This window comes from Cryobacterium sp. PH31-AA6 (assembly GCF_030063195.1).
In the GTDB taxonomy this organism is placed as follows: Bacteria; Actinomycetota; Actinomycetes; order Actinomycetales; family Microbacteriaceae; genus Cryobacterium.
The window spans coordinates 281,066-294,809 of the sequence record NZ_JASISS010000002.1 but is presented as its reverse complement, the minus strand read 5'-3'; the positions used below and the strand labels follow the sequence as shown (position 1 = coordinate 294,809).

Here is a 13,744-nt window from a genome sequence, read left to right as displayed (position 1 = left end):
CACCCGATCGGGTCATAACCCGCTCGCGAAGTTCCGCGGGGCCTGATCGACGGCGCTTCGACGCTGTGAAGAGCCAGGGTGTTGGTACCGGTGGTGGGACTCGAACCCACACGTCCTCTCGAACAAAGCATTTTGAGTGCTCCGCGTCTGCCATTCCGCCACACCGGCTCACAACACCTGGATCAGAATACCGTAGGCTTTGACCCGTGACCGACCAAGATTCCACCCCAGTACCTCCTCGCCGCGTCGTTGTGGCCGAGGACGAGTCCCTCATCCGCCTCGACATCGTCGAGATTCTCCGTGACGCCGGATTCGAAGTGGTCGGCGAAGCCGGCGACGGCGAAACCGCCGTGGCCCTCGCTACCGAGCTGCGGCCCGACCTGGTGATCATGGACGTCAAGATGCCGCACCTCGACGGCATCTCCGCCGCGGAGCGCATCACCAAGGCGCACATCGCGCCCGTCGTGCTGCTCACCGCCTTCAGCCAGAAGGAGCTCGTCGAGCGGGCCACCGAGGCCGGTGCACTGGCCTACGTCGTCAAGCCGTTCACGCCCAGCGACCTGCTCCCGGCGATCGAGATCGCCCTCTCCCGCTACAGCCAGATCATCACCCTCGAGGCCGAGGTCGCCGACCTGGTCGAACGGTTCGAGACCCGCAAACTCGTCGACCGGGCCAAGGGCCTGCTCAACGAGAAGATGGGCCTCTCCGAGCCGGAGTCCTTCCGCTGGATCCAGAAGGCGTCCATGGATCGTCGCCTCACCATGCACGATGTCGCCCAGGCGATCATCGAGCAGCTCTCCGCCAAGAAATAGGCGGCGCTCTCAACTCTGAACGTGACACGCAGGCAAACCGTGGGTGGACGGCTTGCCTGCGTTTCGTTTAGGCCGGGGCCGGAAGTTCCTTGATCAGGTTCGTGATCCGGATCGTCGAACAGCGGCGCCCCCGATCGTCGGTGACGACGATCTCGTGGGTGGTCAGCGTGCGGCCCAGGTGCACCGGCGTGCACACCCCCGTGACGTGGCCGGACGTGGCCGAGCCCGTGTGACTGGCATTGATCTCGATGCCCACCGCCAGGCGCCCCGGGCCGGCGTGCAGGTTGGCCGCCATCGAGCCGAGCGACTCGCCGAGCACCACGTAGGCGCCGCCGTGCAGGAGCATCGCCGGCTGGGTGTTCCCCTCGACCGGCATCCGCGCCACGGCCCGGTCGATCCTGAACTCGAGGAACTCGATCCCCATCTTCTCGGCCAGGCTGCCGGCCCCGCGTTCCTGAACCCAGGTCAACGCATCTTCGGTCTTCTCGATCATGATCACCTTTGGTCGCTGCGCCCCGCCCGCGTCTGAGGACACTTGTAGGCTGTCTCTGTGTTGGATTCCGAAAAGCCTACCCTGATGATCATTGACGGCCATTCCCTGGCCTACCGGGCGTTCCATGCCCTCCCGGTCGACAGCTTCCAGACCAGGGACGGGCAGCACACCAACGCCATCCACGGGTTCATCTCCATGCTCCTGAGCCTGCTGCGCAACGAGAAGCCCACCCACATTGCGGTGGCCTTCGACATCTCCCGGTACTCGTTCCGCACCAGGGAATACCCGGACTACAAGGGCACCAGGGCCAGCACGCCCAGCGAATTCATCGGCCAGGTTCCCCTGCTTCAGGACGCCCTGGCCGCGATGAACATCAAGACCCTGACCAAGGAAGACTTCGAGGCCGACGACATCCTCGCGACCCTGTCCGTGCGCGGCACGAACGAGGGCTACCACGTGCTGGTCGTCTCGGGCGACCGTGACACCATCCAGCTCGTCAACGAGCACGTCACCCTGCTCTACCCGGCCAGCCAGGGCGTGTCCGCACTCACCCGGTACGACCCGGCCAGGGTGAAGGAGAAGTACGGCATCGAGCCGGCCCAATACCCCGACATCGCCGCCCTTGTCGGCGAGACCAGCGACAACCTGATCGGCATCTCCAAGGTCGGCGAGAAGACGGCCGTGAAATGGCTGGGCCTCTACGGCAGCCTCGACGGGATCCTCGAGCACGCGGACGAGATCAAGGGCGTCGTCGGCAACAACCTGCGCGAACAGAAAGAAAACGCGATCCGCAACCGGCGGCTGAACCACCTCGTGACCGACCTCGAGCTGCCCGTGGAGATCGCCGAGCTGTCCCGCGGTGCGATCAACGAACCCGCCGTGCGCGAGATCTTCGGCCGGCTCGAATTCCGGACCCTGCTCGACCGGGTGATCAAGCTCGAGGGTGGCCCCGTCGACGCTGAGGCCGCGATCACGCCCGAACCGGCCGCGGAGGCAACGCCCGCAGCAGCGGCCCCCGCCGCCCAGGACCTGCTCGACGAGGAGCTCGGCGCCTGGATCGCCCGGGCCATGGCCGCATCGCCCAGCGGACTCGGCCTCTGCGTCGAGATGCAGGACGGCAAGGTGATCGGCTTCGGCCTGGCCGGCCCGACCGAAACCGTCAACCTGCCCTGGCAGCCCGGACGCACCGACTATCTCCCGCTCGAGGAATGGCTGGCGAGCGACGCACCCAAGATCATGCACGACGCAAAATCTCAGATCAAGGCGCTGCGGCGCAGCAACCTGGCCTTCACCGGCCTGGCCACAGACACCCTGATCGCCGGCTGGCTGCTGCGCCCGGGCGGACCGGACAAGACCCTCACCGACCTGGTCACCCGCTACCTGGACGAGACGCTCCCCGCGCACGACCCCAACCAGCTCGTACCGGACGAGACCGAGGCCGGCGGTGTCCCGATGGAGGCCTGGTACACCTACCGCGTCGCACAGGTCCTGGCGGCCCAGCTCGACGAGGGTTCCGAGCGGGTGCTGTCCGGCATCGAAATGCCCACCCTGATCGCGCTCGTCGACATGGAACTGGCCGGTGTCGCCGTCTCCCATCAGGAGCTGGCCGCGCTGTCCGCGCAGCTCGGCGAACGCTCGGCCGTACTCGCGGCGGGCGCCTACGCCGAGATCGGCCGCGAGGTGAACCTCGGTTCGCCCAAGCAGTTGCAGGAGGTGCTGTTCGATCAGCTCGGTATGCCGAAGACGCGCGCGAACAAGACCGGTTACTCCACGGATGCCGGTGCCCTCGCCGACCTGCAGGCCAGCAATCCGCACCCCTTCCTCGACCTGCTCCTCCAGCACCGCGACGCCACCAAGCTGCGCCAGATCGTGGAGACCCTCGACAAGGCCATCGACGGGACCGGGCGCATCCACACCACCTACGTGCAGATCGGCACCACGACCGGGCGAATCTCCTCGACCGACCCCAACCTCCAGAACATCCCGGTTCGCACGGAGGAGGGCCGTCGCATCCGAGCGGCATTCCAGGCCGGACCGGGAACCGAGTGCCTGCTCACCGCCGACTACTCGCAGATTGAAATGCGCATCATGGCGCACCTCTCCGAAGATGCCGGGCTGATCGAAGCGTTCAACGCCGGTGAGGACCTGCACCGGTTCGTCGGTGCGAGCGTGTTCGGCGTCGCCCCGGCGGATGTCACACCGGAGATGCGCACCAAGGTCAAGGCCATGTCCTACGGCCTCGCATACGGGCTGAGCGCCTTCGGACTTTCCCGTCAGTTGCGGATCGACACGAAGGAAGCCAAACAGCTGATCGGCGACTACTTCGCCCGGTTCGGTGCGGTACGGGACTATCTCAGGCACGTCGTCGAACAGGCCAAACTCGACGGCCACACGACCACCATCTTCGGCCGGCGCCGCCCGTTCCCCGAACTGCACAGCGCCAACCGGGTGTTGCGGGAGAACGCGGAACGCGCCGCACTCAACGCGCCGATCCAGGGCTCGGCCGCCGACATCATGAAGATCGCCATGAACGGCATCGCCGACGACCTCAGCGCGGGCGGCCTGGAGTCCCGGATGATGCTCCAGGTGCACGACGAGCTGATCTTCGAGGTGGCGCCGGGGGAGTGGGACACCCTGCGCGCCGTCGTCACGCACCGGATGGAGTCGGCGGCCGACCTGCTCGTACCGCTGGAGGTGCAGGTCGGCCGCGGCGCGAACTGGGACGCCGCCGCGCACTAGCGACGGTCGCCGGTGCGGTGTTCTAGGCTCGTGCCATGACACTCGACATTCAGCGCACTCCAACGGCGATCGACAAGATCGCCGAGGACTGGGTCGACACACTCGTCGACCTCGACCCGACGGTGGGCACCTACATCGGCCGCACCGCCGGCGACGGTCGTTTCGGCGACTTCTCGCCGGCCGGTGACGAACGCCGCAACCTCGAGGCCAGGAAGGTCATCGCCCTCCTCGATGCGGCGCCGGTCGCCGATGACATCGACGTCATCACCCGCACCGACCTGCGGGGCACCCTCGCCCTCGACGTGGAGAGCCACGAGGCCGGACTGGCGCTGCGGGACCTGAACGTGATCGCGTCGCCGGCCCAGGGCATCCGCGAGATCTTCGACCTGATGCCCACCGACACGGTCGAGGACTGGGACAGGATCTCCTCGCGGCTCGGCGCCGTGCCCGCCGCCATGGACGGTTACCTGCAGACCCTCCGCGAAGGCATGCAACGGGGCATCATGCCGGCGAAACGGCAGGTGCGCGAGGTTGCGTTGCAGGCGAAACGCCACGCCGCGAACGGTGGGTTCTTCGCACGGTTCGCCGCGGACGCCAGTCCCGCATCCGGCAGCCTTCCCGCCTCCCTGGCCAACGACCTCGCCGCGGGAGCCCGGGCCGCCGCCGCCGCGTACGGCAGCCTCGCCGAGTTCCTCACCGGCACCCTGGAAGGGGCGGCCCCCGAGAAGGACGCGGTCGGCCGCGAGCTCTACGCGCTCCAGTCCCGCCGTTTCCTCGGCGCCACCATCGACCTCGACGAGACGTACGAATGGGGCGTCGAAGAACTGGCCAGAATGGTCACCGAGCAGGAGAGCATCGCCGACCAGATCAAGCCGGGCGCGAGCGTCCTCGAGGCGATCGCCTTCCTCGACACCGACCCGAGCCGCAAACTGCACGGCACACAGGCGCTGCAGCGGTGGATGCAGGAAACCAGCGACCGCGCCGTGGCAGAACTGTCCGGGACCCAATTCGACATCCCCGAGGAGATCACCAGACTCGAGTGCATGATCGCCCCCACCCAGGAGGGTGGGATCTACTACACCGGGCCGTCCGATGACTTCTCCCGTCCCGGCCGGATGTGGTGGTCGGTCCCCGTCGGCGTCACCGAGTTCGACACCTGGCGCGAACTCACCACCGTGTACCACGAGGGCATCCCCGGGCACCACCTGCAGATCGGCCAGGCCGTCTACAACCGGGCCAAGCTGAACACCTGGCGCCGCCAACTGGCGGGGACCTCCGGGCACGCCGAGGGCTGGGCGCTCTACGCCGAACGCCTGATGGAACAGCTCGGCTACCTCGACGACCCGGCCGACCGCTTCGGCATGCTCGACGGGCAGCGGATGCGCGCAGCCCGGGTGGTGCTCGACATCGGCGTGCACCTGGAGAAGCGGCTCCCGGACGGCTCCGGCCCATGGACGGCCGACTACGCCTTCGACTTCCTTCGCCGGAACGTGAACATGAACGACAGCTTCGTGAAATTCGAGGTCAACCGCTACCTCGGCTGGCCGGGCCAGGCGCCCTCGTACAAGGTCGGCCAGCGGATCTGGGAGGAACTGCGGGACACCTACCGCCAGCGGGAGGGCGACGCGTTCTCGATCAAGGAATTTCACCGCAAGGCCCTCGACCTCGGCGGCGTCGGTCTCGACACGCTCCGGTCGGCGATGCTCGGATAGCGGCCGCGCTTCCCGGAGACGCGGGCCGGTGAAGTTGCTGCGGCCCGCCGCAAACAGCTAAGCTTGACTGTCACGTTTGTGACGAACTATCCGCTGCCATGCGCGGTGCACAACCCTGAAGACTTTTTCGCGTGTGGCCCGATTTATGTCCATCCTGGAGCAACTACTACATGACAATCGCAACGACCGAACGGGCACCCAAGCAGGTCGCCATCAACGACATCGGATCTGCTGAAGACTTCCTTGCCGCGGTCGAAAAGACTCTGAAATTCTTCAACGACGGCGACCTCATCGAAGGCACCGTAGTGAAGATCGACCGCGACGAGGTTCTCCTCGACGTGGGCTACAAGACCGAGGGTGTCATCCCCTCCCGCGAACTTTCCATCAAGCACGACGTTGACCCCTCCGAGGTCGTCAAGGTCGGCGACCTGGTTGAGGCGCTCGTCCTTCAGAAGGAAGACAAAGAAGGCCGTCTCATCCTGTCCAAGAAGCGCGCTCAGTACGAGCGTGCATGGGGCGACGTCGAACTGATCAAGGAATCGGATGGCGTTGTCACCGGTTCGGTGATCGAGGTTGTCAAGGGTGGCCTCATCGTGGACATCGGTCTGCGTGGCTTCCTGCCCGCGTCGCTCATCGAGCTTCGCCGCGTTCGCGACCTGACCCCGTACCTGGGCCAGGAGATCGAGGCCAAGATCCTCGAACTCGACAAGAACCGCAACAACGTTGTGCTGTCCCGTCGTGCCCTGCTCGAGCAGACGCAGTCCGAGAGCCGCACCACGTTCCTCAACAACCTCCAGAAGGGACAGGTCCGCAAGGGCGTCGTCTCGTCGATCGTCAACTTCGGTGCGTTCGTCGACCTGGGTGGCGTTGACGGTCTGGTTCACGTCTCCGAGCTCAGCTGGAAGCACATCGAGCACGCCAGCGAGGTCGTCGAGGTTGGCCAGGAAGTCACCGTCGAGATCCTCGAGGTCGACCTCGAGCGCGAGCGCGTGTCGCTGTCGCTCAAGGCCACCCAGGAGGACCCGTGGCAGGTCTTCGCCCGCACCCACGCCATCGGCCAGGTTGCACCGGGTAAGGTCACCAAGCTCGTTCCGTTCGGCGCGTTCGTTCGCGTCGCAGAGGGCATCGAGGGCCTGGTTCACATCTCCGAGCTCTCCGGCAAGCACGTCGAGCTCGCCGAGCAGGTCGTCTCGGTCGGCGACGAGGTCTTCGTCAAGGTCATCGACATCGACCTCGAGCGTCGCCGCATCTCGCTGAGCCTCAAGCAGGCCAACGAGGGTGTCGACCCCGAGGGCACCGAGTTCGACCCGGCACTCTACGGGATGCTCACCGAGTACGACGACCAGGGCAACTACAAGTACCCCGAGGGCTTCGACCCGGAGACCAACGAGTGGCGCGAAGGCTTCGACTCCCAGCGCGAGAAGTGGGAGCAGGACTACGCTGCAGCCCAGGCTCGCTGGGAAGCCCACAAGAAGCAGGTTGCTTCCGCGAACGACGAGATCATCGCCCCCGGCGATGTGCCGTCCGCCGCAGGCTCCACGTTCTCGAGCGAGACGGCCGGCGCCGGCACGCTCGCGGACGACGAGGCCCTCGCCGCGCTGCGCGAGAAGCTCTCCAGCTCCAACTAGTCGCGCAATGCCAACCTGTTCGTTGGCACCGCGATGAAACAGGCCGGGCCCTTCGGGGTCCGGCCTGTTTTTTGTGCGTCCGGGTATCCCCGAACCGGCACCGATCGTAGACTGCGGGCATGATTCGTCACCGATCCACGGTCATCGTTGCCGCCCTCTCCGTCCTGGTCCTGGCGGGCTGCGCCGCCCCCGGGCCGGAGCCGGCACCGAGCGCGAGCCCGTCGGCTACGGGTACGCCGACGTCTTCTCCGACGTCTTCTCCGACGGCTGCTCCGACGGCTGCTCCGACGTCGGCGCCGACGGCTTCCGCCGGCAGTGGCGACTGCACCGCGGCGGATGCCGTGACGACGGCTACGACGTATACGGTGCTCGCCGACGACTCCACCACGCCGGTCACGATCACGTACACGGCCTTCACCACCGACGGCGGCACACCGCTCCGCACCGCCACCGTCTACGGGCCCGTGTCCAGCACAACGGTCTACGCCTGCGTGCCCGCCGTCTCCGGAGGACTCTGGACGTTCACCGCGACCGGCACCACCAGCGGGGCACTGGGCTGCGTGCTCGGCTTCGGAGGAAGAATCGTGGCCAGGGACTCCGCCTACAACGAAGGCGCCCTGGTCCCCGAAACGGTCGACTGCACCGGCAACCCCGGGCGCTGAACGCGCCGCGGGCCGTTAGCATTGCACGCGTGTACCTGATTGGACTGACCGGCGGGATCGCATCCGGAAAAAGCACCGTGGCGCGTCGGCTCGCCGAACTCGGCGCCGTGCACATCGACGCCGACCAGCTCGCCAGGGTCGCGGTCGAACCGGGCACGGCCGCCATCGACCAGATCGTCGACCGCTTCGGTCCGACCGTGCTCGGCCCGGACGGCGGCCTCGACCGGGCGGCACTCGGGGCAGTCGTCTTCGCCGACCCGGCCGCCCTCGCCCGGCTCAACGCGATCGTGCACCCGGCCGTGCGCTCACTGTCGAATCAACTGATCCGCGAGGCCGCCACGAGGGACCCCGATGCCGTCGTCGTTTACGACGTGCCGTTGCTGGTTGAGGCGGCCGTCGACCATCCGTTCGACCTGATCGTGGTCGCCCACGCCGACGAGACGACCCGGGTCGGCCGAATGGTCCAGCTGCGGGGGATGGCCGAGGCGGAGGCACTGCGCCGGATCCGGTCGCAGGCCAGCGACACCGAGCGCCTCGCCATCGCTGACGTGGTGATCGACACCGCGGGCAGCCTCAGCCAGACGCTGGCCCAGGCCGACGACCTGTGGCTGCGGGTGCGGGCCGCCGCGAACGAGAAGAGTGTCAGGGGTGCTCCGTAGACTGGAGTCATGGAACCCACGCGCTCTGTCCATCCGTTCGAGGTCGTGAGCGAGTACACCCCCAGCGGTGACCAGCCCACCGCGATCGCCGAGCTGGCCGGCCGGATCAACGCCGGCGAGACCGACATTGTGCTCCTCGGCGCCACCGGAACGGGCAAGTCGGCCACCACCGCCTGGTTGATCGAGCAGGTACAGCGCCCCACCCTGGTGCTCGCCCACAACAAGACCCTGGCCGCGCAGTTGGTGAACGAGTTCCGTGAGCTGATGCCCAACAACGCCGTCGAGTACTTCGTGTCCTACTACGACTACTACCAGCCGGAGGCATACGTTCCGCAGACCGACACCTTCATCGAAAAGGACTCGTCGATCAACGCGGAGGTAGAACGGCTTCGCCACTCGACCACGAACTCCCTGCTCAGTCGGCGCGACGTGATCGTCGTCTCCACCGTCTCCTGCATCTACGGTCTCGGCACACCGGAGGGCTACCTCGAGGCCATGATCGCCCTGCAGGTCGGTCAGCAGGTCAGCCGGGACTGGCTCATCCGCCGGTTCGTCGCCATGCAGTACCAGCGCAACGACGTCGATTTCTCCCGCGGCCACTTCCGGGTTCGGGGCGACACGATCGAGATCATCCCCATGTATGAGGAACTGGCAATCCGGATCGAGATGTTCGGCGACGAGATCGAAGCGCTCTACAGCCTGCATCCGCTCACCGGAGACATCGTCCGCAAGCTCGACGCCGTATCCGTCTTCCCCGGGTCGCACTACGTCGCGAGCACAGATGTGATGCACCGCGCGATCGGGACCATCCAGGAGGAACTGGCCGAACGCCTCGGGCAACTCGAACGCGAAGGCAAGCTGCTCGAAGCGCAGCGCCTGCGGATGCGCACCACCTTCGACCTGGAAATGATGGAACAGATCGGCTTCTGTTCCGGGATCGAGAACTACTCCCGGCACATCGATGCGCGGCAGGCCGGCGAGGCGCCGCACTGCCTGCTCGATTACTTCCCTGACGACTTCCTGATGGTCATCGACGAGTCTCACGTCACCGTGCCGCAGATCGGCGCGATGTACGAGGGCGACTCGTCCCGCAAACGCACCCTCGTGGAGCACGGCTTCCGGTTGCCGAGCGCTCTCGACAACCGGCCGCTCAAATTCAGCGAGTTCAAGGGACGGGTCGGCCAGACCGTCTACCTCTCCGCGACCCCCGGCAAATACGAGATGGGCATCGCCGACGGCGTGGTCGAGCAGATCATCCGCCCGACGGGGCTGATCGACCCGCAGATCATCGTCAAACCCAGCAAGGGCCAGATCGACGACCTGCTCGAGGAAATCCACAAGCGGGTCGAACGCAACGAACGAGTGCTCGTCACCACGCTGACCAAGAAGATGGCCGAGGAGCTGACCGACTTCCTCACCGAGGCCGGGGTGCGGGTGCGTTACCTGCACTCCGACGTGGACACCCTGCGCCGGGTGGAGTTGCTCACCGAACTCCGGGCCGGCGTCTACGACGTCCTCGTCGGCATCAACCTGCTCAGGGAAGGCCTCGACCTGCCCGAGGTGTCGCTTGTCGCCATCCTCGACGCCGACAAGGAAGGGTTCCTCCGCTCGGCCACCTCGCTGATCCAGACGATCGGGCGCGCGGCCCGCAACGTCTCCGGCGAGGTGCACATGTACGCCGACCGGCTCACCGCCTCGATGGAACGCGCCATCGACGAAACCGATCGCCGCCGGGAGAAGCAGGTGGCCTACAACACCCTGCACGGCATCGATCCGACCCCGTTGCGCAAACGAATCGCGGACATCACCGAGGTGCTGGCCAGGGAGGAAGCGGACACCGCCGAACTGCTGGCCGGGCGCAACGAACGCCGCAAGGGTCTGGCCCCCACACCGCGCCGCCAGGGACTGGCCGCCAACGGCGCCAACGACCTCGAATCGATCATCGCCGACCTGAACGGTCAGATGCTCGAGGCCGCCGGGGAGCTCAAGTTCGAGCTCGCCGCCCGGCTGCGAGACGAGGTGTCCGAGCTCAAACGGGAATTGCGCCAGATGGAGAAGGCCGGCCACATCTGACCTTCTCCATCACCATCGAACATCTGTTCGCTCAGGGCGTGCAGATCTCGCTCCGGTGTGTCGGCGGCACTGCATAGACTCAAACGGTGTCAATTTCCAAGGTAGAGTCCGGGTCAAAACTCAGCGTTCGTGGCGCACGGGTGCACAATCTGCACAACGTCGATCTCGAGATCCCCCGGGATTCCCTCGTGGTCTTCACCGGACTGTCCGGCTCGGGCAAGTCATCACTCGCCTTCGACACCATCTTCGCGGAGGGCCAGCGCCGCTACGTCGAGTCGCTGTCCGCGTACGCGCGTCAGTTCCTCGGCCAGGTCGACCGGCCGGACGTCGACTTCATCGAGGGACTCAGCCCCGCCGTGTCCATCGACCAGAAGTCCACCAACCGCAATCCCCGGTCCACGGTCGGCACCATCACCGAGGTCTACGACTACATGCGCCTGCTGTGGGCCCGGATCGGCGTGCCGCACTGCGCCGTCTGCGGCGAGGTCATCCAGGCCCAGACCGTGCAGCAGATCGCCGACCAGCTGATGGAACTCGAAGACGGCATCCGCTACCAGGTGCTCAGCCCCGTCGTCTCCCAGAAGAAGGGCGAGTTCGTCGACCTGTTCAAGGAGCTCGCTGCCGGCGGATACTCCCGGGCGATCGTCGACGGCACCCAGATCCAGTTGAACGAGCCGCCCGTGCTCAAGAAGCAGATCAAGCACGACATCTCGGTCGTTGTGGACCGGCTCGTCGCCGGGCCCGACCTGCTCAGCCGGCTCACCGACTCGCTCGAGACCGCGCTCAAACTCACCGACGGCATCGTGCAGATCAACTACGTCGACGGCGAGGGCGACGGGGCCTGGCAGAACTATTCGGAGAAGCTCTCCTGCCCGAACAATCATCCCGTGCAGTTGACCGAGATCGAACCCCGCACCTTCTCCTTCAACGCACCGTTCGGCGCCTGCCCCGAATGCTCCGGCCTCGGCACCCGGATGTCCGTCGACGCAGACCTGCTCCTCGGGGATCCGGAGCTGAGCATCGCGGACGGGGTCGTGCTGCCCTGGACAACGCAGGGCAAGGGCCTCTTCCAGTACTACGAGAAGCTCCTTGACGGGCTCGCCCGCGACCTGGACTTCTCCCTCGACACCCCGTGGGGCCAGTTGCCCTCCGTGGTTCAGGACGCCGTCCTCCGGGGCGACAACTTCGAGGTCAAGGTGAAGTGGAAGAACCGGTACGGCAGGGAGATGAGCTACACCTCCGGTTTCGAGGGCGTCGTGCCCTACATCGAACGCCAGTACCTGCAGGCGGAGTCCGACACCCAACGGGCACGCTGGGGCGAATACCTGCGCGAGGTCGACTGCCCGGTCTGCTCCGGTACCCGGCTCAAGCCCGAGGTCCTCGCCGTGCTGGTGCACGGGTCGAGCATCGCGGATGTCTGCAACCTCAGCCTCAGCGATGCCCGCTCCTTCATGAACAAGCTGGCCCTCACCGATCGTGAGTCGATGATCGCCGCGCAGGTGCTGCGCGAGATCAAGGCTCGCCTGGACTTCCTGATCCGGGTCGGCCTCAACTACCTCAACCTGGCCAGGGCCGCCGCGACCCTGTCCGGCGGGGAGGCCCAGCGCATCCGGCTGGCCACCCAGATCGGCTCCGGCCTCACCGGGGTGCTCTACGTGCTCGACGAGCCGAGCATCGGGTTGCACCAGCGCGACAACCGCCGCCTGATCGAAACCCTGATCGCCCTGCGCGATCTGGGCAACACCCTCATCGTCGTCGAGCACGACGAAGACACCATCAAGACGGCCGATTGGATCGTCGACATCGGGCCGGGCGCCGGCGTCAACGGCGGGCACGTCGTCCACTCCGGTTCCTACGAAAGTCTGCTGACCAACAAGAAGTCCCTGACCGGGGACTACCTGGCCGGCCGCAAGTCGATCCCGACGCCGACCAGCCGCCGTGAGATCGACCCGGCCAGGGAGATCACGGTCGTCGGTGCCGCGGCGAACAACCTGCGGAAGGTGTCGGTGAGCTTCCCGTTGGGCACGTTCACGGCCGTCACCGGGGTCAGCGGTTCGGGCAAATCGTCCCTCGTCAATGACATCCTCTACCGGGTGCTCGCCAACCGGCTCAACGGGGCGCGCAAGTTGCCGGGGAGGCACACCCGGGTCACCGGCCTGGATCACCTGGACAAGGTCATCCACGTCGATCAGGCCCCGATCGGACGCACTCCCCGCTCCAACCCGGCCACCTACACCGGCGTGTTCGACAAGATCCGCACCCTGTTCTCCGAGACCATCGAGGCCAAGGCGCGCGGCTACCTGCCCGGCCGGTTCAGCTTCAACGTCAAGGGCGGTCGCTGTGAGGCCTGCTCGGGCGATGGCACGATCAAGATCGAGATGAACTTCCTGCCTGACGTCTACGTCGCCTGTGAGGTCTGCGGGGGAGCCCGGTACAACCGGGATACCCTCACGGTTCATTACAAGGGCAAGAACATCGCCGAGGTGCTCGACATGCCCATCAGCGAGGCCGCCGAGTTCTTCGAGCCGATCTCGGCGATCCACCGATTCCTCAAGACCCTCGTCGAGGTCGGTCTCGGTTACGTCCGGCTCGGCCAGAGCGCGACCACGCTCTCCGGCGGTGAGGCGCAGCGGGTCAAGCTCGCCACCGAGCTGCAGCGGCGCTCCAACGGGCGCAGCGTGTACGTGCTCGACGAGCCCACCACCGGCCTGCACTTCGAAGACGTTCGCAAGCTCCTCCTCGTGCTCAACAGCCTCGTCGACAAGGGCAACACGGTCATCGTGATCGAGCACAACCTCGACGTCATCAAGTCTGCGGACTGGGTGATCGATCTCGGCCCTGAGGGCGGGTCGGGCGGCGGTCGCGTGCTCGCGACCGGTACCCCTGAACATGTGGCGACCGTCGCGAAGAGCCACACCGGCACCTTCCTCAAGGAGGTCCTGGCGGCGCAGTAGGCGCAGACCAGG

General features: G+C 66.4%; 9 protein-coding genes and 1 tRNA gene. 8 read left to right on the top strand and 2 right to left on the bottom strand.

Translation table 11 applies throughout. The features are described 5' to 3' along the window. Window positions 1-82: 82 nt before the first annotated feature. Window positions 83-168: transfer RNA gene (locus QMG61_RS03250), tRNA-Leu, on the bottom strand. A 38-nt stretch (window positions 169-206) separates the two neighbouring features. Here QMG61_RS03250 and QMG61_RS03245 point away from each other — a divergent pair. Next, complete coding sequence (locus QMG61_RS03245) at window positions 207-812, top strand: ANTAR domain-containing response regulator (RefSeq protein ID WP_283492889.1); 606 nt, start codon at window positions 207-209, stop codon at window positions 810-812. 67 nt (window positions 813-879) lie between these two features. On the opposite strand, the gene QMG61_RS03240 is transcribed toward QMG61_RS03245, so the two are convergent. Then, the gene (locus QMG61_RS03240) at window positions 880-1,305 is read right to left on the bottom strand and encodes a hotdog fold thioesterase (protein WP_283492888.1); all 426 of its coding nucleotides are present in this window, start codon (window positions 1,303-1,305) and stop codon (window positions 880-882) included. An 84-nt stretch (window positions 1,306-1,389) separates the two neighbouring features. Here QMG61_RS03240 and polA point away from each other — a divergent pair, with 84 nt between their 5' ends. The 7 genes from polA to uvrA all read left to right on the top strand — a co-directional run bounded on the left by polA (window position 1,390) and on the right by uvrA (window position 13,732). Next, on the top strand, window positions 1,390-4,044 hold the full coding sequence (gene polA / locus QMG61_RS03235) for a DNA polymerase I (protein WP_283492887.1): 2,655 nt from the start codon (window positions 1,390-1,392) through the stop codon (window positions 4,042-4,044). Between the two features lie 35 nt (window positions 4,045-4,079). Beyond that, window positions 4,080-5,756, top strand: a complete 1,677-nt coding sequence (locus QMG61_RS03230; protein WP_283492886.1) for a DUF885 domain-containing protein — start codon at window positions 4,080-4,082, stop codon at window positions 5,754-5,756. A 170-nt stretch (window positions 5,757-5,926) separates the two neighbouring features. Then, window positions 5,927-7,384, top strand: coding sequence for a 30S ribosomal protein S1 (rpsA, locus tag QMG61_RS03225; RefSeq protein ID WP_283492885.1), 1,458 nt, complete (start codon window positions 5,927-5,929; stop codon window positions 7,382-7,384). Between the two features lie 119 nt (window positions 7,385-7,503). Then, window positions 7,504-8,046: a hypothetical protein gene (locus QMG61_RS03220; protein WP_283492884.1), complete on the top strand. Its 543-nt coding sequence runs from the start codon at window positions 7,504-7,506 to the stop codon at window positions 8,044-8,046. A 29-nt stretch (window positions 8,047-8,075) separates the two neighbouring features. Further along, on the top strand, window positions 8,076-8,705 hold the full coding sequence (gene coaE / locus QMG61_RS03215) for a dephospho-CoA kinase (protein ID WP_283492883.1): 630 nt from the start codon (window positions 8,076-8,078) through the stop codon (window positions 8,703-8,705). A gap of 9 nt (window positions 8,706-8,714) precedes the next feature. Then, the gene (gene uvrB / locus QMG61_RS03210) at window positions 8,715-10,778 is read left to right on the top strand and encodes an excinuclease ABC subunit UvrB (protein ID WP_283492882.1); all 2,064 of its coding nucleotides are present in this window, start codon (window positions 8,715-8,717) and stop codon (window positions 10,776-10,778) included. Window positions 10,779-10,864: 86 nt separating this feature from the next. Then, window positions 10,865-13,732 (top strand): excinuclease ABC subunit UvrA, encoded by a 2,868-nt coding sequence (gene uvrA, locus QMG61_RS03205; protein ID WP_283492881.1) that lies wholly within the window; start codon window positions 10,865-10,867, stop codon window positions 13,730-13,732. The last annotated feature ends 12 nt before the right edge of the window (window positions 13,733-13,744 follow it).

Coding starts and splice junctions, on each gene's coding strand:
- QMG61_RS03240 (WP_283492888.1), bottom strand. CDS start 1,305: ATGATCGAGAAGACCGAAGATGCGTTGACCTGGGTTCAGGAACGCGGG.
- polA (WP_283492887.1), top strand. CDS start 1,390: ATGATCATTGACGGCCATTCCCTGGCCTACCGGGCGTTCCATGCCCTC.
- QMG61_RS03230 (WP_283492886.1), top strand. CDS start 4,080: ATGACACTCGACATTCAGCGCACTCCAACGGCGATCGACAAGATCGCC.
- rpsA (WP_283492885.1), top strand. CDS start 5,927: ATGACAATCGCAACGACCGAACGGGCACCCAAGCAGGTCGCCATCAAC.
- QMG61_RS03220 (WP_283492884.1), top strand. CDS start 7,504: ATGATTCGTCACCGATCCACGGTCATCGTTGCCGCCCTCTCCGTCCTG.
- uvrB (WP_283492882.1), top strand. CDS start 8,715: ATGGAACCCACGCGCTCTGTCCATCCGTTCGAGGTCGTGAGCGAGTAC.